This window comes from Devosia sp., from assembly GCF_039927955.1.
In the GTDB taxonomy this organism is placed as follows: domain Bacteria; phylum Pseudomonadota; class Alphaproteobacteria; order Rhizobiales; family Devosiaceae; genus Devosia.
The window spans coordinates 1-20,605 of the sequence record NZ_JBDSUA010000071.1; the positions used below are offsets into that span (position 1 = coordinate 1).

The window sequence follows — 20,605 nt, forward strand, 5'->3', positions numbered from 1 at the left end:
AGAGACAACCTGGCCCGGTTCACCCGCCGATCCAAACGCGCCTCCAAAACACTTCAGATGCTCGACGTGACACTTGCCCTGTTCTTCAACCGAAATCTCAAACTGAGTCCAAAGTGAACAGTCCCCCTCGAGGGGGAGGGCAGCAGAGCCGATTGCCCCCTCTTTGTTGCAAAGCGGCTGCAACGCCACTCAATAATGCCGGCATCAAGCACGCCGGCTTGCCGCATTGACCAGGGATCAGCTAGCGTGCGGTCTTCTCCCAATCGAGCGTCACAATGATCCGCCCTGCCCTCGCCATCCTTGCCCTGCTTGCCGCCACGGCCTCTGTCGCCGCCGAGGAGGTGGTGCTGCGTATCCAGAACCAGTCGAGCCAGCCGGTGATCGGCTTCAATGCCTATCCGGTGATCGCCGGCACGCTGTCGCCGACCACTATCGGCACTTTGGCGCAAGGCATCGAAGCCGGCGGCCATGTCAACCTGACGCTGACTGCACCGTGCGGCGTCGTCCATATCTATGTGCGCATGTTCGACCAGAGCCAGACCGACGCCACGCTCAATACCTGCGCTCGCCGCGACGTCGTCATCACCAATTAGGCGATTGGCGCACGGCGCGGGAAAGGGCTTTATTCGCCCCACCGCTTTGCCTAAGGTGCGCCCGCGTGGTCCCGTAGCTCAGCTGGATAGAGCACCGGATTCCTAATCCGGGGGTCGTGGGTTCGAATCCCGCCGGGGTCACCACTTTCCCGACATGTCGGTCGTCTCTTGTCCAGGGCGCGCTCAGGTGACTTCCTGGGCGAGGCCAATCAGCAGTCCTTCAGGGCCGCGGATATAGCACAGCCGGTATATGCCCTGATAATCGACCAATTCGCCGACGAGTTGTGCGCCGTGCGGGCGCAGCCGTTCCAGCGTGTCGTCGAGATCGTCCACGGCGAACATAACGCGGAGGTATCCCAGGGCGTTGACCGGCGCGGTCCGGTGATCGGCGACGACCGGCGGTGTCAGGAAGCGGGAGAGTTCGAGCCGGCTGTGACCATCCGGGGTGCTCATCATGGCGATCTCGACTTGCTGATTGCGTAGGCCAGTGACCCGTCCCGCCCATTCTCCTTCGACGGTAGCCCGTCCTTCGAGCGTCAGGCCGAGTTCGGCAAAGAACGCGATGGCGCCCCCCAGGTCTTCGACGACGATTCCGACATTGTCCATCCGCTTGAGTGCCATGGGTTCCGATCTCCAAAGTGCCGTCGCCAGATTAGAGGATGTCGCCCGACAGCGCACCCTGGTGTCTGCGCGCCGGAACAGCATCGCGTCGGGCAAAGAAAAAGGGCGCGCCATGAGCGCACCCTCAAGATTGGGCCCGATCGCCGGCCTCAGTCCCCGATATCAGTATTCCGCAACCGGTCGAACGCCACGGCCAGGATGATAAATCCGCCGACGAACGTGCCTTGCCAGAAGGTGCTGATGCCCAGAAGGGTCAGGCTGTTGCGGATGATTTCGATCAGGGCGGCGCCGACGATGGCGCCGAGCGCCGTACCGCTGCCACCGGCAAGATTGGCGCCGCCGATAACGGTGGCGGCAATCACCGTCAGTTCCATGCCCGAGCCGAGGCCGGTAGTGACCGAGCCCAGCCAGCCCGCTTCGAGGAACCCGGTAATGCCGGCGCAGAGGGCGACGAACATATAGACCGAAATCTTGACCGCCTTGACCGGCACGCCGGTCAGGATCGCGGCGCGTTCATTGCCGCCGATGGCGAACAGATGCCGGCCCCAGCGCGTCCAGCGCAGCGCAAAGGCGGTGAACATGCCCAGAACGATCATGACGATCACCGGATTGGGGATCGGCAGGCCGAACAGCGGCACCGAACCGCCACCGAGCGCAAACAGGATTTTCTGGTCCGGTCCGAATTCGTAGATCAGCGCATTGTTGGACATCACCATGCCGATCGAGCGGGCAATCGACATCATGCCCAGCGTCACCACAAAGGGCGGCATGCCCGCTATGGCGATGAGCGTTCCGTTGATCGCCCCCACCAGCAATGAGGCAGCGATGGAGCCGGGAATGGCCAGCGTGATCGGCAGCCCGGCATGCATGATCACCGTGGTGGTCATGGCCGAAATCAAAACGGTAGAGCCGACGGACAGGTCGATACCGCCGGTAATGATCACTGCGGTCATGCCGATGGCCACGATGGCCACGAAGGCAAAGTTGCGGGTGACGTTGAACAGGTTGTTGGGCGTCGCAAAGGTCTTGGTCAGCAGCGACATGGCGAGGACCGCCAGAATGGCGGCCAGCAGCACCCAGAAGATCTGGCGGCTGACCAGCCAGCTGCCAAAGGTCGTGTGGGTCTGCTGGTTGATGGCTTTTTGCAGGGAAGCGTCGGTCATGGCGTCTCTCTATGCTCGCTCGATGGCGCCAGTGATCAGCCCGGTGACTTCCTCGGGCGAACTGTCGGCTACACGCTTGTCGGCAACCTTGGTGCCGCGCCGCAGCACGACAAGCCGGTCACAAACGGCGAAAACGTCGGGGATACGGTGGCTGATCAGGATGATCGCCATGCCCTGCTCGCGCAGGCGGCGGATCAGGTTGAGCACTTCGGCCACCTGCCGCACGCTGATCGCGGCGGTCGGCTCGTCCATCAGCACGATGCGCGGATTGGACAGGCGGGTGCGCGCAATGGCAACGGCCTGGCGTTGCCCGCCGGACATGCGCTTGACCAGATCGCGCGGCCGGGTTTCCGATTTGAGTTCGGCGAACAATTCGCCGGACCGTTTGTACATGGCGCGATAATCCAGAATTTCCGGCAGCGGCCACTGCCACCACTTGCGGCGCTTGTACCAGGGCAATTCCGCCTCGGCGGGGGTCTTGGCCACCAAGGTCAATTCCCGACCGAGGAAGATGTTGGCCGCCGCCGTCAGATTGTCGGCCAGCGCCAGATCCTGATAGACGATTTCGATGCCCTTGGAGCGCGCGTCCTTGGGACCATGCAACTGCACCACTTCACCATTGAGCTTGATCTGCCCCTCGGTGGGATGAAAGTTGCCGGCGATGATCTTGACCAGGGTGGTCTTACCGGCGCCATTATCGCCAACTAGACCAACAACTTCGCCCGCTTGCAGCGTTAACGAAATATCGGTGAGCGCGGTGATCGCGCCATACTGTTTAGAAATTCCTGCTAGTTCTAAAACCGCCATGGCGGCATGCCCTCCACCCATAGTCGCGGGTGTTTCCCCACGTCATTATTAGTCGCAAATGTATAGGGTGCATCGTGTCGGGGCGTCAATGCAGGCAATTTTATGCCTCCATCAACATTCGAGCAGAGAATGCGTTTTCTACCGTTGACGTGCTGCCGGTTCGATTAGTAATATTATGCACGGAGGGGTTTCAAAATCGCATTGGTGGCGGGTAGCGCTTTTTGCTTTGCGCACATTTAGCCTTTCGGATTTTGCGGTACGTACCGCAAAGCATCACTCCAGCTAAAATTTAAGGCCGGATCAACCGGTGAACGGGACGGGAATAATCGATACGGTCTTATTGGACCGGCGTGCTGCATCAAAGGCTGCGGTTGAACCGCGAAAAGTCTGATGGAGCGTGCCTGTCCAATTTGGGTCCCCAGCGGACCAGAAGTCACCATAGGGAGGAAAACTATGAAAAAGACTATGCTTATGCTGGCCGGCGTTGCGATGTTCGCAGCTCTCGCCAGCGGCGCTCAGGCAGCCGACAAGAAAATCCTGGCAGTGGTCGTGAAGGGCCTCGACAACCCCTTCTTCACCGTCATGGGTCAGGGTTGCGCTGACTGGAACACGGCTCACGCCGACAGCGAATATGAATGCCTCTACACTGGCCCTGCTCTGAGCTCGGACGAAGCTGGCGAAGTCCAGATCGTTCAGGATCTGATCAACAAGGGTGTTGCTGGCATCGCCATCTCGCCATCGAACGCTCCGGCCATGGCCAATATGCTCAAGGCCGCCGCGCCGACCATGCCGATCATCACCATCGACGCTGATCTGCTCAAGGAAGATGCTGGCCTGCGCAAGCTGTTCTTCGGCACCAACAACTACGACATGGGCGTTGGCATGGCCACCGAACTGAAGAAGCTGAAGCCAGAAGGCGGCACCGTCTGCCTGCAGCTCGGTAACGTTGCTGCTGCCAACATCAATGAACGCGCCGCTGGCTTCCGCGATACCATTGCCGGCACCAAGGGCATTGAAAAGCTTGACGCCACCAATGGCTGGACTGAAGCCGCTGGCTGCCCGGTCTACACCAACGACGACATCCCAACTGCCAACCAGCAGATGGCTGACGTCTTCACTGCAAACCCTGATCTGAGCGCTTTCGTTCTGGTTGGCGGCTGGGCCCAGTTTGGTCCCCAGGCTTACGCCCAGAATACCGACCAGGTTATGGATCGCTTGAAGTCGAAGTCGCTGGTGATCATCGCTGGTGACACTCTGCCACCGCAAATCCAGGCGTTCAACGAGGGCCGTAGCCATTTCCAGATCGGCCAGCGTCCTTACCAGATGGGTAATGAAGCATCCGACATCCTGATCAAGCTGATCGGTGGCGAAACCATTGCTGATCCGCAGTACACGGGCCTGGATCTCTGCACCATCGAAGAGCCCGGCATCTGCAAGATGTAAGCTCTGCATCATCTGATGCACCGACAGGCGCGCTTCGGCGCGCCTGTTTTGTTTTGAACTCAGGACGCCCGATGCGTACAGCTTTCAGAACGGATGAGCGGAGTTCGCAGAATGACCCAGAATGCGCCCCAGAACATGCGTTTTGAGTTTGTCACGCAACGCCCTCGGGACGACGGTTGTGGCATTTTCGTGCTGCAGATGCTGACCGGTAAACCGTATGATCAGATTGCCAGCATGATCGATTGGGGCGCGCAGAAAAACCACTACACCACCTGGAAAGAGCTCCAGGGCGTGCTCAGCCAATTGGGTTGGCGTGCCGATGCAATCCGCAGCGCAACGCGCTGGGATGACATAGACGGCGTGGCCATCGTTCATGTCGAGCCGGACCACTTTGTGCTGTATGACGCCGACAACAGCGTTTTCTATGATCCCGGGCAGCCGGAAGGCCCGGAACTCAGCAGCCGGCACACGCCCATGAGCTATCTTCGGGTACAGCCGCCGCAGGCTGTTGCCTAGACCAATATCTGCACCGGAGCGGAGGCGACGGACAGGTCACGCCAGCGCCTTAGTCCTGTGCGACTGCACCAATCCGTGATCAGGGCCGCCCGGCCAAAGACGCCGGGATTCAGGAAATCTTGAGACCTGGCCCTGTACCTCGACAGCGGACGGTGCCCCTCGGCGCCCCATCCCAGCATTTGCACAAGGACCAGACCATGACCGTTTTGCCGCTTTCCAAACCGGCCGCGACGCGCCTGCTGGCGTTGGCTGCCGTCGCCTCGATCGGGCTGGCTCTGGCCGCCTGCAGCAGCGCCGGACCAACCATTCCGCTGTCGACGGGCCTCAGCGCCCGCATGGACCAGCCCAATGCCAGCCTTGATCGGGTGCAGGCCATCGCCATGATCAACGCCTATCGCGCCACCCAGGGTATTGCCCAGCTGGCCCCCGATACCGGGCTCGATGGCACCGCGCAGGCGCTGGTCAATCAATATGCCTCGACCGGCATTCCGCCCAAGACCCCGCAGGGTTTGGCGGGCATGAAGCTCAGCGCCGGCTATGCCAGCTTTGCCGAAACCTTCTCCGGCTGGCGCAACAGCCCAGCCGATGCGGCCGGGTTGACCCAGCCAGCGGCCAAGGCCGGTATCGCCACTGCCTTCAACCCCAATTCCAATTTTGGGGTCTATTGGGTGCTCGTTCTTGGGCAATGAGCCCGACATCATCGATGCACGCGGGCTGAAATGCCCGCTGCCGGTGCTGAAAATGGAGAAGCGGCTGGCGCAACTGGCGCCGGGCGCCCAGCTGACCGTGTTGGCTACCGATCCGATGGCCAAAATCGATATTCCGCTGTTCTGCCGCCAGAACGGCCACGCCATCCGCATCGAAGCGCACGGCGACGCGACAGCGTTTCATATCCTCAAGGGCTGACGGCTCAGTTCAGGAATGACGGCCTGGGGCGCGGAAACGGAATGGCCGACCCGCCCGCAACCGGCAGACCGGGGCGCAGCGTCGCATCAAGGCCAGCAATCACTGGCTCGGCAACCGCGACCGGAAACACCGCGACATGCATCGGCCGTGGCCGTGGCAAATCGATATTGGGCCGCACGCGTCCCAGATTTGTCGCCTGATAGACCCGCGGCGCCACATCATCATTGAGATAGCTCGGCTGGCCCTTCATCCCCATCGGGAACGCGGCTTCCTGGGCTTTGACATAGGCGGCGGCGCCCTTGCCGCAGATCAGCTGGCGCATGTCGACGGCGGGCGTGCCGATATTGTTGGTGACCGACAGAATATTCTGCGCGGTGCCGTTCAACTCGCCATTGAGGCCCCGCAGCACCAGTTCGGCGGTCCGCTCATTACGGTCACGTGCCGATGAACCGCCCAACACCACTGCCAGCAGCCGGTGCCCGTTGCGCTCGACGGTGACCACCATATTAAGGCCCGAAGCGCAGATGAAGCCGGTCTTCATGCCAGTGGTGCCGGCAAAGCTGGTCAGCAGCGCATTGTTGGACTCAAGGCTGAACTTGTCGACCTGCACCATATCGGTGCTGAACATCGCGTCATATTGCGGAAAGTTCTGGCGGATATAAAGCGACAGCACTGCCAGGTCCCGGGCACTCATTTCCTGCCCGGCGGCGTGCAGCCCGTTCGGATCGACGAAATGGCTGGCCGTCAACCCCATGCGGGCGGCAGTTTCATTCATCATCACAACGAACTGGTCTTCCGAACCACCAACGGTTTCGGCTACGGCGATGGCCACGTCATTGGCCGATTTGACCAGCATGATATAGAGCGCGTCCTTGAGACTCATCGCGCTGTCCTTGGGCAGGCCTGACTTGGCCGGCGCCTGATTGATGGCGTTCTGCGACAGCACTACCGGCGTATCCAGCGTCACCTTGCCGGCAGCAATCGCCTCGAAGGTAACATAGGCGGTCATCAGCTTGGTCAGCGAGGCCGGATGCCATGGCGCGCCGGCATCCTGCGCGTACAGCACCTGCAGCGAATCCATATCGACCAGCAACATCGGATTGGCGCGGGCCTGGCCCATGGCAAGACCCAGCATGGCCAGGACGATCAGAACAAGGCGGCGGGCAAACTGCACGGGGAAACGGCTCCGAAGCGGGGAAAGCGGACCCTCTCTTAACAGCGGCTCACGCTGATCTCAATGCGGCCTCTGGATGCTGACAGGGTTTTGAACTGACCCGCTGCTGACACCTTCTGGCGTCTCCGCGCGTTAAGCCACGCTATCAGAGCGCAGGAGCCAGCCATGACCACGATCATCACCATCCTCACCCCAGGTTTTGCCGATTGGGAAACCGCCCTGCTCAATGCCGTGGCGCGCAGTTATTATGGCGTGGAGACGCGCTTTGCCTCGCCCGGCGGCGCTCCGGTGACGTCCTCGGGCGGCATGCATGTGGTCGCTGATCTGGCGATCGGCGACATCAATCCCGATGACATCGATGCGCTGGTGATCTGTGGGGCAGTGCCTGGTCGCTGCCGGATGCGCCCGACCTGTCAGAGTTGATCCAGCGCGTCCATGCGACCGGCAAGCCGGTCGGCGGGATTTGCGATGGCACTCTGGCGCTGGCGCGATCCGGGGTGCTCGACCATCTCAAGCACACCAGCAACGATCCCGAAAATCTGCCCAAGACCGGCTATCAGGGCGCAGCGCTGTATCAGAACCAACCGACCGCCATCAGCGACGGCAATATCATCAGCGCCCCCGGCACCGTACCGGTGAGCTTCATGGTCAAGATCATGGAGGCGCTCGGCCTGCGTGATGCCAATCTCGACTTTTATCTGGGGCTGCACGCCGCAGAGCACAGGGCGACTTAGGCTAAACCGGCAGCATCAGCGTGGTGGCGCGGCTCACTTGCGCCACCAGCGGCAAATCGTCCGAACTGAGGCCGACGCGCAGCTTGAAGCTGCCCGCTTCCACCAGCCAATGCTTGGACGGCACGCTGTAAAACGCGAAGGCGCGCGCATCGAGGCGAAGCTGCACCACGCGGCTTTCGCCGGGGGCCAGCATCGCCTTGGCGAAGGCCTTCAGCTCCTTGGCCGGACGTTCAAGCGAGGCCACATCATCGGTGACGTAAAGCTGAACCACGGCAGAGCCTGCCCGCGCGCCGGTATTGGTCAGGGTGACCGAAACCGCCACCGACCCGTCCGCTTCAAACGCCGTGTCATCCACCACCAGGTCGCTCAGCGCAAAACTGGTGTAGCCGAGCCCGAAACCGAACGGAAACAGCGGCGTGATGCCCAGCTTGTCGTAGTGGCGATAGCCGACAAACACGCCTTCCTCATAGCGCACCTTGCCCTCATGGCCCGGATAGACCGCGGCATCCTGGCTCTGGGTCGGGTTGTCCTCCCAGCGGGCCGGAAAACTCTGCGGCAGGCGACCGCCGGGTTCGGCAACGCCGGTCAGCACATCGGCAATGGCATTGCCCAATTCCTGGCCCGGATACCAGGCTTCGATGACGCCGGCGACCTGATTGAGCCAGGGCATTTCCACCGGCCCGCCGGTTTGCAGCACGACGATAGTGCGCGGATTGGCGGCGGCAACGGCGGCAACCAGTTCGTTCTGCCGGCCGGGCAGCGCGATGCCTTGCAGATCGCTGCCCTCGGTATCCCATTCGCCATTGCGGCCGACGAACACGATCGCGGTTTCGGCCTGCGCTGCCGTTTCGGCGGCCTCCAGCATTGCCGCATCGCCCAAAGGCAGCCCGATACCGGCGCGGAAGGCGGCAAGCCCCAGCGTGGCAAAGGTCTTGGTGGCGAACTCGATGGTCACCGCATAGCTGCGGCCCGCTTCCATCGGAATGGTGCCGATAACCTCATCGCACCCTTCCTCGAAAAACGTCCGCCCCTTGGTCCAGCTGGTCCAGGCATCAGCAACATTGCGCCCGTCGATCAGCACGCGCGCGAAGCCGGCGCTATAGATGCCGACGCGATAAAGCCCGTTGCGCTCGGCGGTATAGGGGCCGGTCAACCGGGCGGAAAAGTGCATGGCATCGACCTTGCCGCCGCCGACATGCCCAATCCAGAACGCCTGGGCCTCGTCCTGCATTTCGGAATGGACCGGCTCGCCCGACAGATCTTCTGCGGTGAAATAGTCGACTTTGAAGCCGCCGGTGAGCAGCGGCTCGAAGCGGTCATTGCCGCAGCCGGGCGCATAGGTCAGGTGGTGTTCGCCCACCGCAGCGGCAAGGCCCTCATAGGGCGTAACGCGATAATGCGCATTGAGCTGGGCCGAACCGCCACCCATGATCTGGGCGGTTTTGGCGTTGGGCCCGATCACCGCGATCTTGCCATGCAGATCACGCAGCGGCAGCAGCCCGTCATTCTTGAGCAGCACCGCCGCTTCCGCACCGGCACGACGGATCAGAGCCGCGTGTTCGGGACGCACATCGGCCCGTTCCTCGAAGGGGCGATGGTCATCGAGCGAGCCGACGCGGCTCATCACCCGCACCATGTTGAGTGCGCGTTCGCGAATCGTCGCGGCGGTAACCGAGCCATGCTTGACCGCTGCCACCAGCTTGTCGCCACGATCGCGCGGCGGACCGGGCATTTCCAAGTCAAGACCGGCATTGACGGTTTCGGCGGTGGAATGGGAGCCGAACCAGTCCGACATGACGATGCCGTCATAGCCCCACTCATTGCGCAACACCGTGCTCAGCAGCCAGTTATGCTCGGACGTATAGGTGCCGTTGAGCCTGTTGTAGGAACTCATCACACCCCAGGTATGGGCTTTCTTTACCGCCGATTCGAACGGGATCAGGTAAATCTCGCGCAGCGCCCGCTCGTCGATTTCCGACGACATCGTGGTGCGCTCGATCTCGGATTCGTTGCCGGCATAGTGCTTGATGGTGGCGCCGATCCCCTGACCTTGAAGGCCCACGATATAGGCCGAGGACAGTTCTGCGGTGAGCAGCGGGTCTTCCGAATAGCATTCGAAATTGCGCCCATTGGTCACCGAGCGGTGGATATTGACCGTGGGGGCCAACAGCATGTGGGCGTTCTTGGATTTGACCTCTGCGGCCAGAGCGGCGCCGATTTCACCCACCAGTTCGGTGTTCCAGGTGGCGCCCAGCGCAATGCCGACCGGAAAGCTGGCCGACTTGACGCCGCCGATCAGCGAGCCGCCGCCGCGTGCGCCATTGGGGCCGTCGGTGACCCGCAATGTGCCGATACCGAGCCTGGCAATGGCCGGAACCGACCAGAAATCCTGGCCGGAGAGCAGGCTGACCTGCTCCTCCAGCGTCATCGCATCGACAAGCTCTTCGATCCGCTGCTGGTCCATGCTGTCTCCGCCCGGTTTTTATCGTTTCAGACAAAACAGCCGCCCATCGGGCGGCTGTCAATCATCTTATCTTGGGTCTTATCGCGAACGCAGCGTTCAATGCGGGCTGATCGGCGCTTTCCTGAAGCGCCCCCAAGCCACGAACAAGGCCAGAGCCAGGGCGATCACGTTGATCGGCAGCGTGGCATATTCGCCCAGCGAAATGTGAACCCCCATCGCCAGGATCTGAATGATCGAGAAGCCGGCGGCGGCGAGTGGCGTCAGCGAGGGCAGGATGCGGGTGAGCGACGGCAGGATCATGCCGAGCGCGCCCAGAATTTCCATGATGCCGATAAAGGTAATCAACCAAGCCGGGCTGGAATTGACCCAGGCCATCTGCTGGCCAAGCGCGGCAATCGGCGTCGTCAGCTTCATGATCGCAGCGCTGCCAAAGAACAGGGCTAGAATAATCTGGGCCACCCACAGCCCAATCGTCCACCCATTGCGGCTGGTGGTACCGGTTGTCGCGTCAGTCATCGTCATTACCCCGGTTTGGCCGGGCGCGACAATCGCCCCCTAGGCACAAGCAGTAACTGAGGTTATATGAGTGACCAGGGAACACAGGCAAGAAGGCACAGAAATGTCACTGACCGATACCAGCAAGTCCTCGAACTGCTCCGCCATGTCCGACGTGCTGAACCGGATCGGCGACAAGTGGAGCGTCATGGTGGTGGGCATGCTGGGCCGCATGGGCACGCTGCGCTTCAATGAACTCAAGCGCCTGATCAACGGCGTTTCGCAGCGCATGCTGACGCTAACCTTGCGCAATCTGGAACGCGATGGCCTGGTCACTCGCACCATCTATCCCGAAGTGCCGCCGCGCGTTGAATACAGCCTGACCGAACTGGGCAAGACCCTGCAGGGCCCGATTGCCGGCCTGTGGGACTGGTCGGCCGAACATCACGGCGCCATCGTCGACGCCCGCTCGGTCTATGACAGCCGCGACGTTACCGTGCCGACCGAGCCGCGCAAGATCGCCTATGCCCGTGGCTGAATGAAAAGGGCAGCCTAAGCCGCCCTTTCCGCTAGATCAGCGCCTTGATGGTCTTCTTGCGCCAGAAGAACCAGTAATACAGCGCCTGCAACACCAGCATGGTGGTGAACGAGGTGGCGTAACCCATCCAGATTCCGTTCAGCCCGTAAAGAGTGCTCAGCCAGATCGCCAGCGGCGTTTCCACCAGCAGAATGGTGCCCAGCGAAATCAGCATCGGCACCAGCACCGTGCCACTGGCCCGCATGATGCCGGCCAAAATCGCCTGGGCGCCGAACAGCACGATCGACCACAACACGATATGCAGCAGGCCCTGGGTGATGGCGATCACCTTGGGTTCAGTGATGAACAGCGCCACCAGATGTTCGGAGAACACATAGGCGATGATGATCAGCGTGCCGGTGACAAGCAGGTTCATGATCAGCCCGGTGCGGGTGATCGCCCCCAACTGGTTGATCTGCCCGGCCCCGATCGCCTGCGCCCCGAAGATCGAGGTGGCGATGGCAATCGACATCGCCGGGAACTGCACATAGGTCATCACCTGGTTGAGCGCGCCATAGGCCGCGGTGGCGTCAGAGCCAAAGCGATTGACGATGCCGACGATAACGATGGCGGCGATCGAGCTGACCACCATCTGCACCCCGGCGGGGACGCCCAGCTTGAGGATCAACCCCAATATCTGCGGGTTGATCCGCAGATAGCCCAGCAGCACCCGATCCGGCGCCAGCGGCAGTTTGCGCGCCCGCATATAGAGGAACAGGAACGCCAGCACCGCCGCAAACCCGGCCATGGTGGCCACGGCTGCCGCATTGATGCCGATGCGCGGCAGGCCCAACCACCCCTGGATCAAGGCCGGCGTCACCACCAGCCCGACCAGGATCGACATCACCAGCGAGATCAGCGGCGTCACCGTATCGCCCACGCCGCGCAGGATCGAGGTGGCGATGATGAACAGGAACAGCGCCGGCATGCCGATCAGCAGAATGCGCGAATAGGTCGTGGCTTCGGCCAGGATATTGGGCGGAGCGCCGAGCAATTGCATGATCGGCGTGGTGAAGAACACCCCGATCACCGAAACGAGCAGGCCCATCAGGAATGTGGTGGTCAGTGTCGTGCCCGCCACTTCCTTGACCTTGTCGATATTGCGCGCGCCATAGGCCTGCCCGATCAAAACCGTTGCGCCAGACGACAGGCCGATGATGAACGAGATCAGGAAGATCATGATCGGAAAGAACACCGAGACGGCGGCAAGCGCCTCCACCCCAAGCATTTGGCCGACATAGATATTATTGATGGTACCCGACAGCGATTGCAGGATATTGGCCGCCATCAGCGGCACCAGAAACGTCAGGAACCGCTGCCAGAGCGGTTTGGATACGGCGTTCATGAGAACTCTCCACAGGATTGCAGCACAGGCGTGTCGTCGCAGGCCCCGAAGGCAGCGCGCTGGAATTCAGCGAAGCGCTACAGGGACCTATTCACACCTCAAAGACAGATGCTGGCTGGACGGGCGCGAGAGGCAAAACAATGGCACGGCGCGGTCTCTACGACTGTGTCCCAAGCGCGTCAACAGGTAGCGTGTTCACCGTCCTGCTGGGCCGCACGCTACTGGGCGCCCGACGGAACGCGACGCGGCCTCAACCGTTTCCCTCCAAGCCTTGCCACGCTGGCTGGAGGATCACATGAAAACCCTGACCGCCCTGTTCGATGACTACGAAGATGCCGCCCGCGCCGTGCGGGCGCTTGAGGCTGCCGAAATCCCCGCCGACGCCATCTCCTTGGTGGTCAGCACCCTGGACGATGCAGTTGGCGCAGGGGATCCCGAAACCGCCGCCGCCGAAGAGGCCGCGGCCGGCGCCGGGATCGGCGCAGTGGTTGGCGGCGCCAGCGGCCTGCTGGCCGGGCTTGGCGCTTTCGTCATTCCCGGGCTTGGCCCGGTCGTCGCTGCGGGCTGGCTGCTCTCTGCCGCCGTTGGCGCGGTGGCCGGCGCCGCCCTGGGCGGCGCGACCGGTGGCATCGTTGGCCTGCTGACCAATTCCGGTGTACACGAGCACGACGCCCATGTGTTTGCCGAAGGCGTGCGGCGCGGCGGCAATGTGGTTTCAGTGCGCGCCGAAGACAGCCAGGTGCGCCGGGTTGAGGACATCTTCAACCAATCCAACCGGGCCGATATCGAGCAGCGCCGTCGCCTCTATGAAGACGAAGGCTGGCAGCATTTCGATCCGGACGGGCAACCCTATGCCGAAGACCCCCTGCATGGCGGGCCGATCGTCGGCAATTTCCGGGGGCCATATTAGGCGCGCGCCCTAGTTCGCATCGAGGCCTGCCGGAACGCACACCGCGATGAGCTTGGCAGGGCCCCATTCGCCCGGCTGCTCGGTGTTTTTCGTGGCCATCATTTCGGTCATTGAAACGGCAGTCTTGCAATCGTCGAGCGATGGATACTTGCCCACTTGCTGCAACGGACCACCCGACAGGGCGATGTAAAGAATGAACACGATATTGCTGACGGCAGCCATGACGAGCACCAAAGTTGAAAAACCGCTCTCGGTATAGCTTGAGGTCGCCCCGAACGTAAGGTATGCAGTTTTCCAGTGCCCCCCTGGCGGAACGGTAGACGCACCTGACTCAAAATCAGGCGGGGAAACTCGTGCCAGTTCGAGTCTGGCGGGGGGCACCACTCGTCCCGAGCACATGTATCCCCTTCTGTGATCCAGAGGGCGTATTCACGCCAACCGGTTTGGCATAAGCGCAACGCTCATCAACCACATCCCTCCCTGCGACAGAATTGTGCCGTGACGGCACCGATTTGAATGGTGTAGTTCTGCGGGCGGGGGGCAAATGGGCCAGCGCATGATCATCGGGGAAGTTGTCCGCGCGCTCTGCGTGCTGGCGCTGCTCTTCCTCAATTTCGGCCATGCCCAGGCCGTTCAGGTCGCCTACACCACCGATCTGACCCCCTATGTGCTGTCCGATCAGGCCGTGGCGATTGTTTGCCAACAAACTGGGCAGGACAATCCCGAGCTGCATCACCAGCCCTGCCATGCCTGCCGGATTGGCGGCAGTGCCGATCTGCCGCCGGCGCCATGCCTGGCCCTGCCAGCATTCGTCATGGTTGCAGCAGCGGCCCATGCGCCGGCACCCCAGCCAGTGGGCCGCGTTGCTTACGCCCGCACCACCAGTCCCCGCGCACCGCCGATCCTCTAGATCTGGCACCATGGACAAGGCCGGGCACAGCCAGGGCCGAAAGTACCCGCCTCACGGACGGTGGCGCATTGACGGCATTACGCTAGCGCCCCGCCCCCATGTTGACGGCGCAATGCGCCTTCGGTTTCTCAATTTTTCAGAATCCAGGATTGAACCATGTTCAAGAAACTGACACGTGCAGCTTTCCTCGCCGCCGTAACCACCACCAGCGCCTTTGCCCACATTACCCTGGCGACCAAGCAAACCCCGGTCGGCTCCCCCTATAAGGCCCTGTTCCAGGTGGGCCATGGCTGCGACGGCGCCGCCACCACAAAAATCCGCGTGCAAATCCCCGAAGGCGTTATCGCCGTCAAGCCACAGCCCAAACCCGGCTGGACCGTCGAAACGGTAAAGGGCAAGTATGCCAAGTCCTACGACTATTACGGCACGGCGCTGACCGAAGGCGTCAAGGAAGTGGTGTGGGGCGGCGGCAATCTGCCGGACGATTTCTACGACGAATTCCTGCTGCGCGGCACCATCACCGCCGATTTGAAAGTGGGCAGCACCGTGTTTTTCCCGGTGATCCAGGAATGCGGCGACAAGAGCGACGCCTGGATCGAAATCCCGGCCGATGGCCAGCCGGAACCCGAACTGCCACCGCCCGGCGTCAAGCTGATCGACGCGGTGCCAACCCACTAAAACCGGGGGCGCTGGCAACAGCGCCCCTTTCCCATCGGAGCCGCCATGCCCAGGTCGCCGCTGCTTCCCGCCATCATTTTCTGGCTATGTCTGGTTGGCAGCGCTTTTGCCCACGCGTCATTGGTCGACTCATCGCCGACAGCCAATGCCGTCCTGGCAGAGGCGCCGGCCGCACTGTCCCTGCAGTTCAACGAGCCGGTGTCGCCGCTAGTGCTCACACTGTTCAAGGCCACTGGCGCGCCGCTGACGCTGACCGATTTCAAGCTGGTCGGCTCGACCCTGGAAATCGTTGCGCCGGCCAAGCTGGGCAATGGCACCTTCGTTCTGAGTTACCGGGTGATTTCCACCGATGGCCACCCGGTTGGCGGCTCGATCGTGTTTTCGATCGGGGCGCCCAGCGTGGGGTTCGCGGCAGTGCCCGCAGCCACTGACTGGTCGGTACCGGCGGCGCTGTGGATGGGCAAGATCGGGTTCTATGCCGGTCTGTTCTTTGGTGTCGGCGGCGCGTTTTTCCGCGTCTGGCTGGTGCCGGTTCGCACCCACGCAAGCAGGCCTGAATTGGCTTTGCTCATTACCGGAATGATTGCCACGCCAATTCTGGTGGGCCTGCAGGGGCTGGATGCCCTCGGGCTGTCATTACCCGTGTTGGTGCGCCTCGACGTCTGGCAGATCGGCTTTGCCACGAGCATTGGGCCGTCTGCTGCATTGGCTTGCACAGCGATGGTCCTGGCGCTGTTGGCCGACCGCGCACCGCCGACTGCTCGAAGGGCGCTGTCCTTGGTGGCGCTGGTCGGCATTGGTCTGGCGCTGACGGCAACCGGGCACGCCGCCAGTGCTGACCCGCAATGGCTGACGCGGCCCGCCGTGTTCATCCATGCGCTGGCCATTGCCTTCTGGGCCGGCGCCTTGCTGCCATTGGCCACGCTGCTGCGCACGCCAAGTCCGGCAACTCTGCCCGCTTTGCAGCGATTTTCGAGAACGATGCCGTTTGTGCTCGCACTGCTGGTGGCGGCTGGAACGACCCTGGCTGTGATCCAGCTTGGCTCTATCGCTGCGCTGATCACCACGGCCTATGGCATTGTGCTGGTGATCAAGCTGGCATTGTTTGTGGCACTGCTGATCCTGGCCGCCTGCAATCGCTGGCGTCTTACCACGCCCGCAATGCGCGGTAAGACCGCCGCCACTAAAAAGCTGGTGCAAGTCATCGTCGTCGAAATCATCCTGATCTTTGGCATCCAAGGCGTTACCGCCTGTTGGCGGTTCACCCCGCCGCCGCGCGCCATGCAGACGCCGGCCAAGGCGCCGCCGCTCGATGTCCATATTCACACCGACCAGTTGATGGCCCAGGTCAGTCTGGCCTCAGGAGGGGTGGGCAGCACCAGCGTGTCGATCTTCCCGATGGCCGCCGATTTCGGCCCGGTCGACCCGCAGGCTTTGACGCTGGTCATCAGCAATCCATCGGCCGGCATCGAACCCATCAGATATGCCACCGAAAAGCAGCAGGACGGCTCCTGGCTGGCGCCCGATGTGCTGTTTCCAATCGCAGGAACCTGGACCTTGCGGCTGGATATTCGGGTGTCGGATTTTCAGATGATTTCACTACACGACACGATCAACCTAATGCCCTAGACGGTGACGCTGAGATCAGGGCAATTTGCTCCCCGTCTGAACTTCTACGCGGTTAACTGCTGGTTCAGCTTGAAATCGCAGTACTGTTGCGGCAACCCGCAATTGCGCTCTTACTCAACAACAGAGGGGACGCACCATGACAATTTTCGAACACATCACCGAGACTTCCAATATCCGCGCACGCCACGACGCCAAATACTGGCAGGTCGAAGCACCAGCGACCGGCTATCATCCGGCACGTCTGATCGAGGCTTTGGTCAAGACGATCGTGCGGCTGTTCGAACGCGCCTCGCGCTGATCCTGCCCCAGGCAAAGCCGCACCGGCCCTTTCACCGGCGTGAGGTTTCACGCTATCGTTCTGTCGCATCAAGGTGGCGGAACGATCATGGGCAAGACGCGACTGGAAGCCTTCAGCGATGGCGTGCTCGCCATCATCATCACCATCATGGTGCTCGAACTGAAGGTACCGCACAGCCCGACGCTGGAAGCGCTGGCTGAACTGCTGCCGGTGTTTTTGAGCTATGTGCTGAGCTTTATCTTTGTCGGCATCTACTGGAACAACCATCACCATATGCTGCACACCGTCACCAGGGTGAACGGGGCCATCCTGTGGGCCAATCTGCATCTGTTGTTCTGGCTGTCGCTGATCCCGTTCACCGCCGGCTGGATGGGCGAAAACCACTTCGAAACCCTGCCAGTAGCGCTCTACGGCTTCGTCATGATGATGGCCGGCATTGCCTATCCCATCCTGCAGCAGGTCATCATTGCCTCGCAGGGTCCCCATTCCAAGCTCAAGATCGCCATTGGCGGCGACTGGAAGGGCCGCGCCAGCGGCGGCATCATCCTGGTCGGTATTGTCACGGCCTTCTTCAACACCTGGCTGGCCTGCGCCATTTACGCCGTGATTGCGGTTCTATGGTTCATTCCCGATCGTCGCATCGAGCACAATCTTGTCCACGAACCTGCCGAGGAATGACCATGGCTGAAGCCGTCGCGCGCACCGGAACTGCCGGCTGGGTATTCGAGCCTTGGCGCGGCGTGTTTTATCCCGATGGGCTGGTCCAGAAGAACGAACTGGCCTTTGCCAGTTCCCGCCTCGGCACCATCGAAATCAACGCCACCTTCCGCGCCAACCAGAAGCCCGCCAGCTTTGCCAAATGGGCTGGCGAAGCGCGGGCCGGCTTTGTGTTTTCGATCAAGGGCCCGCAATTGGTCACCCACATCAAGCGGCTGAAAAACTGCGAGATCGAGCTGGCCAATTTTTTCGCTTCCGGCCCCGTGGCGCTGGGCGAAAAGCTCGGACCGTTCGTCTGGCAATTGCCGCCTAACCTGAGCTTTGATGCGGGCGCGCTGGGCACATTTCTCGCCATGCTGCCGAAAACCACCGCCGACTATGTGGCGCTGGCCACCAAGGCTGATGGGCGGCTGAAATCCGAGCCGTATCTGGACACCAAAGGCGTCGGCGCCATCCGCCACGCCATCGAGGTGCGCAATGCGAGCTTTGACACAGCGGCTGCCCGCGACCTGCTGCACGCCCATAATGTGGCGCTGGTCATTGCCGATACCATGGAGCAACCCGGCCGCGAACTGACCGCCGATTTCGCCTATTGCCGTCTGCAAGGTCCCGCGCGCGCCGACGCTGCCGGCTATCTGCCTGCCGACATCGCCAATTGGGCCACACAGGTCAAAACCTGGACCGATGCGGGCCGCGACGTCTTTGCCTATTTCGTTCATGAAGACAAACTGCATGCCCCGGCCAATGCCGTTGCGCTTGGACAGGCGCTTGGCATCAATCTGCCGGGCGATTGATCACAAAGCAGTTGGCGACTGGAAAAACTCGCCAAGCCGCACTACTCAAACCGCAGCGTCACCCCGAAAGAGCGTTCATGACCTCGATCTTTGCCCCCCTCGACAAGAAGGCCGCCGCCGTGGCTTTCATACTCGCCCTCGCCGCCATTGCCGGCGCCTGGGGCAGCCAGCTATTCGGCGGCCTGATCCCGTGTGAACTCTGCCTCGAACAGCGCCGGGCCTATTACTGGGGCCTGCCGATCATGGCGCTGATCCTGTTGCTGTGGAACCGCCTGCCACTGCGGGTCTGGTACATCGCCATGGCGATCACCACCGCCGTTTTCATCTGGGGCACCTTCATGGGCGGCTACCATGCTGGGGTCGAGTGGAAATTCTGGCCCGGCCCCACCGCCTGCACCGGCACCGGCGGCGACTTCACCTTTGACGCCCTCAAGGACCTGAACTCCGCCCACGTCATCCCCTGCGATCAGGTGCAATTCCGGTTTTTGGGAATTTCGCTGGCTGGGTACAATGCGCTGGTGTCGCTGGCGGTGGTGGTGTTGCTGGTTGTGTCGATGATGGCGCAGTTCCGGTTGAACCGGAAGGACTAAAAATCCAGCGCCCGCAAGTCGCGAGCGCTGTGCAGGACCCTTAATATCTGCACCTGGTCCGCCACGACGCGATAGAGTATGGCGTAGGCGCCATACGGCCGGCGCCGAACGCCGTCTTCTGCCCATTGTGGTTGCAGCGATAGCGAAGCGGCTCATCCAGCAACGCTGAACACGCCTCTCGCAGCTCAAAGATAAAGCTTTGCGCGCGCCGGCGGTTGTCGATGGCAATATAGTCGCCAATCTCCCGCAAGTCGGCCAGCGCAACTGGGGTATAGACCACCTGCATCAAGCGGCATCGTCGGCATAGCGCCGGCTCAATTCGCCGAAAACCTCATCGTCGGATAGCAGCTTCCCGCTTTCCGCCTGCTCGATCGCCAGCCGGACCTTTGTGTCCAGCTCCTTGAACCGCGCCTCGCGCTCCTGCACCAGCCGGACGCCTTCGCGCAGCACTTCGCTTTTGGAATTGTAGCGACCAGTTTCAACCAGTTCGGTGACGGCCTTCTCGAGCGCTTCACCCAGTTCAGCACTGATTGCCATGTCAGATCTCCGCAGTTACAGCCAGCCAATAATAGTTATTGGCTGCCGACTGCGCAACCCGGCCCTACGGCTCCAGCTCGATATCCCAGTAGAGATAATCCAGCCAGCTCTGGTGCAGATGGTTGGGCGGGAACGCGCGACCATTGTTGTGCAAGTCGTGTACCGTGGGATGGTAGGGCGCCTGATGCGGGTACATCTTGATTTCCCACGGCATCCGGTTGGCCTTGCGCAGATTGCAGGGCGCGCAGGCGGCAACGACATTGTCCCACGTCGTGCGACCACCCTTGGAACGGGGAATGACGTGATCGAAGGTCAGATCGTCGCGCGAGCCGCAATACTGGCACTGGAAGCGATCGCGCAGGAACACGTTGAACCGCGTGAACGCCGGATGGCGCGCCGGTTTGACGTAGTCCTTGAGCGAAACCACGCTGGGCAGCCGCATCTCGAAGCTGGGGCTGTGGATTTTGAGGTCATACTCGGAGACGATATTGACCCGATCCAGACACACCGCCTTGATGGCGTCCTGCCATGACCACAACGAGAGTGGATAATAGCTGAGCGGCCGGAAATCGGCATTCAACACAAGGGCGGGACAGGTCTCAGGCGACACATGGATGGTCACTAGAGGCTCCCGTAACGGGAATCGAGATGGTCCATAGCCCCTATACTCTAAGCCCTTTGTGACAGGGCTGTGAAGCGGGGAT

General features: G+C 61.7%; 27 protein-coding genes, 2 tRNA genes and 1 pseudogene. 18 read left to right on the forward strand and 12 right to left on the reverse strand.

Features of this window, described 5'->3' with window-relative positions; translation table 11 throughout:
* Window positions 1-275 precede the first annotated feature (275 nt).
* Together ABIT12_RS16670 and ABIT12_RS16675 are read left to right on the forward strand one after the other, a co-directional pair.
* Window positions 276-593, forward strand: coding sequence for a hypothetical protein (locus tag ABIT12_RS16670; RefSeq protein WP_348041919.1), 318 nt, complete (start codon window positions 276-278; stop codon window positions 591-593).
* Window positions 594-660: 67 nt separating this feature from the next.
* Window positions 661-737, forward strand: a tRNA-Arg gene (locus ABIT12_RS16675).
* Between the two features lie 39 nt (window positions 738-776).
* On the opposite strand, the gene ABIT12_RS16680 is transcribed toward ABIT12_RS16675, so the two are convergent.
* The 3 genes from ABIT12_RS16680 to ABIT12_RS16690 form a co-directional block, all read right to left on the reverse strand.
* Entirely contained in the window at window positions 777-1,214 is a 438-nt protein-coding gene (locus tag ABIT12_RS16680; protein WP_348041920.1) for a VOC family protein, read from the reverse strand.
* A 149-nt stretch (window positions 1,215-1,363) separates the two neighbouring features.
* Window positions 1,364-2,377, reverse strand: a complete 1,014-nt coding sequence (locus ABIT12_RS16685; protein WP_348041921.1) for an ABC transporter permease — start codon at window positions 2,375-2,377, stop codon at window positions 1,364-1,366.
* 9 nt (window positions 2,378-2,386) lie between these two features.
* Complete coding sequence (locus tag ABIT12_RS16690; RefSeq protein ID WP_407065640.1) at window positions 2,387-3,205, reverse strand: ATP-binding cassette domain-containing protein; 819 nt, start codon at window positions 3,203-3,205, stop codon at window positions 2,387-2,389.
* Between the two features lie 432 nt (window positions 3,206-3,637).
* On the opposite strand from ABIT12_RS16690, the gene ABIT12_RS16695 reads away from it, so the two are divergent.
* From ABIT12_RS16695 to ABIT12_RS16710, 4 genes are all read left to right on the forward strand, one after another.
* Complete coding sequence (locus ABIT12_RS16695; RefSeq protein WP_348041923.1) at window positions 3,638-4,627, forward strand: substrate-binding domain-containing protein; 990 nt, start codon at window positions 3,638-3,640, stop codon at window positions 4,625-4,627.
* Between the two features lie 111 nt (window positions 4,628-4,738).
* Window positions 4,739-5,143 carry a hypothetical protein gene (locus ABIT12_RS16700; protein ID WP_348041924.1) on the forward strand — a complete coding sequence of 135 codons (405 nt, stop codon included), beginning with the start codon at window positions 4,739-4,741 and terminating at the stop codon, window positions 5,141-5,143.
* A gap of 197 nt (window positions 5,144-5,340) precedes the next feature.
* Window positions 5,341-5,832 carry a CAP domain-containing protein gene (locus tag ABIT12_RS16705; RefSeq protein ID WP_348041925.1) on the forward strand — a complete coding sequence of 164 codons (492 nt, stop codon included), beginning with the start codon at window positions 5,341-5,343 and terminating at the stop codon, window positions 5,830-5,832.
* Window positions 5,822-6,049: a sulfurtransferase TusA family protein gene (locus tag ABIT12_RS16710; protein WP_348041926.1), complete on the forward strand. Its 228-nt coding sequence runs from the start codon at window positions 5,822-5,824 to the stop codon at window positions 6,047-6,049. The genes ABIT12_RS16705 and ABIT12_RS16710 overlap by 11 nt, the downstream gene beginning before the upstream one ends.
* A 4-nt stretch (window positions 6,050-6,053) precedes the next feature.
* Here ABIT12_RS16710 and ABIT12_RS16715 read toward each other — a convergent pair whose 3' ends face one another.
* A complete protein-coding gene (locus tag ABIT12_RS16715) occupies window positions 6,054-7,223 on the reverse strand; it encodes a D-alanyl-D-alanine carboxypeptidase family protein (protein ID WP_348041927.1) in 1,170 nt (389 codons plus the stop codon).
* 165 nt (window positions 7,224-7,388) lie between these two features.
* On the opposite strand from ABIT12_RS16715, the gene ABIT12_RS16720 reads away from it, so the two are divergent.
* Window positions 7,389-7,646, forward strand: coding sequence for a DJ-1/PfpI family protein (locus tag ABIT12_RS16720; RefSeq protein WP_348041928.1), 258 nt, complete (start codon window positions 7,389-7,391; stop codon window positions 7,644-7,646).
* A complete protein-coding gene (locus tag ABIT12_RS16725; protein WP_348041929.1) occupies window positions 7,643-7,957 on the forward strand; it encodes a DJ-1/PfpI family protein in 315 nt (104 codons plus the stop codon). The genes ABIT12_RS16720 and ABIT12_RS16725 overlap by 4 nt, the downstream gene beginning before the upstream one ends.
* A 1-nt stretch (window position 7,958) precedes the next feature.
* On the opposite strand, the gene ABIT12_RS16730 is transcribed toward ABIT12_RS16725, so the two are convergent.
* Window positions 7,959-10,421, reverse strand: coding sequence for a glycoside hydrolase family 3 C-terminal domain-containing protein (locus ABIT12_RS16730; RefSeq protein WP_348041930.1), 2,463 nt, complete (start codon window positions 10,419-10,421; stop codon window positions 7,959-7,961).
* 96 nt (window positions 10,422-10,517) lie between these two features.
* A complete protein-coding gene (locus ABIT12_RS16735) occupies window positions 10,518-10,937 on the reverse strand; it encodes a DoxX family protein (RefSeq protein WP_348041931.1) in 420 nt (139 codons plus the stop codon).
* A 103-nt stretch (window positions 10,938-11,040) separates the two neighbouring features.
* Between ABIT12_RS16735 and ABIT12_RS16740 the strand changes: the two genes are divergently transcribed.
* Window positions 11,041-11,454 (forward strand): helix-turn-helix domain-containing protein, encoded by a 414-nt coding sequence (locus tag ABIT12_RS16740; RefSeq protein ID WP_348041932.1) that lies wholly within the window; start codon window positions 11,041-11,043, stop codon window positions 11,452-11,454.
* Between the two features lie 31 nt (window positions 11,455-11,485).
* On the opposite strand, the gene ABIT12_RS16745 is transcribed toward ABIT12_RS16740, so the two are convergent.
* The gene (locus tag ABIT12_RS16745) at window positions 11,486-12,838 is read right to left on the reverse strand and encodes an MATE family efflux transporter (protein WP_348041933.1); all 1,353 of its coding nucleotides are present in this window, start codon (window positions 12,836-12,838) and stop codon (window positions 11,486-11,488) included.
* 295 nt (window positions 12,839-13,133) lie between these two features.
* Between ABIT12_RS16745 and ABIT12_RS16750 the strand changes: the two genes are divergently transcribed.
* A complete protein-coding gene (locus tag ABIT12_RS16750; protein ID WP_348041934.1) occupies window positions 13,134-13,748 on the forward strand; it encodes a hypothetical protein in 615 nt (204 codons plus the stop codon).
* Window positions 13,749-13,757: 9 nt separating this feature from the next.
* On the opposite strand, the gene ABIT12_RS16755 is transcribed toward ABIT12_RS16750, so the two are convergent.
* Window positions 13,758-13,970, reverse strand: coding sequence for a hypothetical protein (locus tag ABIT12_RS16755; RefSeq protein ID WP_348041935.1), 213 nt, complete (start codon window positions 13,968-13,970; stop codon window positions 13,758-13,760).
* 77 nt (window positions 13,971-14,047) lie between these two features.
* Here ABIT12_RS16755 and ABIT12_RS16760 point away from each other — a divergent pair.
* The 8 genes from ABIT12_RS16760 (at window position 14,048) to ABIT12_RS16795 (ending at window position 19,364) form a co-directional block, all read left to right on the forward strand.
* Window positions 14,048-14,131, forward strand: a tRNA-Leu gene (locus tag ABIT12_RS16760).
* A gap of 161 nt (window positions 14,132-14,292) precedes the next feature.
* Window positions 14,293-14,658: a hypothetical protein gene (locus tag ABIT12_RS16765; protein WP_348041936.1), complete on the forward strand. Its 366-nt coding sequence runs from the start codon at window positions 14,293-14,295 to the stop codon at window positions 14,656-14,658.
* 156 nt (window positions 14,659-14,814) lie between these two features.
* The gene (locus ABIT12_RS16770; RefSeq protein WP_348041937.1) at window positions 14,815-15,336 is read left to right on the forward strand and encodes a DUF1775 domain-containing protein; all 522 of its coding nucleotides are present in this window, start codon (window positions 14,815-14,817) and stop codon (window positions 15,334-15,336) included.
* Window positions 15,337-15,381: 45 nt separating this feature from the next.
* A complete protein-coding gene (locus ABIT12_RS16775; protein WP_348041938.1) occupies window positions 15,382-16,965 on the forward strand; it encodes a copper resistance protein CopC in 1,584 nt (527 codons plus the stop codon).
* A 136-nt stretch (window positions 16,966-17,101) separates the two neighbouring features.
* Window positions 17,102-17,263: a hypothetical protein gene (locus tag ABIT12_RS16780; RefSeq protein ID WP_348041939.1), complete on the forward strand. Its 162-nt coding sequence runs from the start codon at window positions 17,102-17,104 to the stop codon at window positions 17,261-17,263.
* 87 nt (window positions 17,264-17,350) lie between these two features.
* Window positions 17,351-17,941 carry a TMEM175 family protein gene (locus ABIT12_RS16785; RefSeq protein ID WP_348041940.1) on the forward strand — a complete coding sequence of 197 codons (591 nt, stop codon included), beginning with the start codon at window positions 17,351-17,353 and terminating at the stop codon, window positions 17,939-17,941.
* 2 nt (window positions 17,942-17,943) lie between these two features.
* Complete coding sequence (locus ABIT12_RS16790) at window positions 17,944-18,774, forward strand: DUF72 domain-containing protein (protein WP_348041941.1); 831 nt, start codon at window positions 17,944-17,946, stop codon at window positions 18,772-18,774.
* Window positions 18,775-18,851: 77 nt separating this feature from the next.
* Entirely contained in the window at window positions 18,852-19,364 is a 513-nt protein-coding gene (locus tag ABIT12_RS16795; protein WP_348041942.1) for a disulfide bond formation protein B, read from the forward strand.
* On the opposite strand, the gene ABIT12_RS16800 is transcribed toward ABIT12_RS16795, so the two are convergent.
* The 4 genes and pseudogenes from ABIT12_RS16800 to ABIT12_RS16815 form a co-directional block, all read right to left on the reverse strand.
* A complete protein-coding gene (locus tag ABIT12_RS16800; RefSeq protein WP_348041981.1) occupies window positions 19,361-19,501 on the reverse strand; it encodes a type II toxin-antitoxin system RelE/ParE family toxin in 141 nt (46 codons plus the stop codon). The genes ABIT12_RS16795 and ABIT12_RS16800 overlap by 4 nt on opposite strands.
* 11 nt (window positions 19,502-19,512) lie before the next feature.
* Window positions 19,513-19,650 (reverse strand): annotated as a pseudogene (locus tag ABIT12_RS16805) (type II toxin-antitoxin system RelE/ParE family toxin); the annotation flags it as partial.
* Window positions 19,650-19,901 (reverse strand): type II toxin-antitoxin system ParD family antitoxin, encoded by a 252-nt coding sequence (locus tag ABIT12_RS16810; protein ID WP_348041943.1) that lies wholly within the window; start codon window positions 19,899-19,901, stop codon window positions 19,650-19,652. The pseudogene ABIT12_RS16805 and the gene ABIT12_RS16810, both read right to left, overlap by 1 nt.
* A gap of 64 nt (window positions 19,902-19,965) precedes the next feature.
* A complete protein-coding gene (locus tag ABIT12_RS16815) occupies window positions 19,966-20,523 on the reverse strand; it encodes an HNH endonuclease (RefSeq protein ID WP_348041944.1) in 558 nt (185 codons plus the stop codon).
* Window positions 20,524-20,605 lie beyond the last annotated feature (82 nt).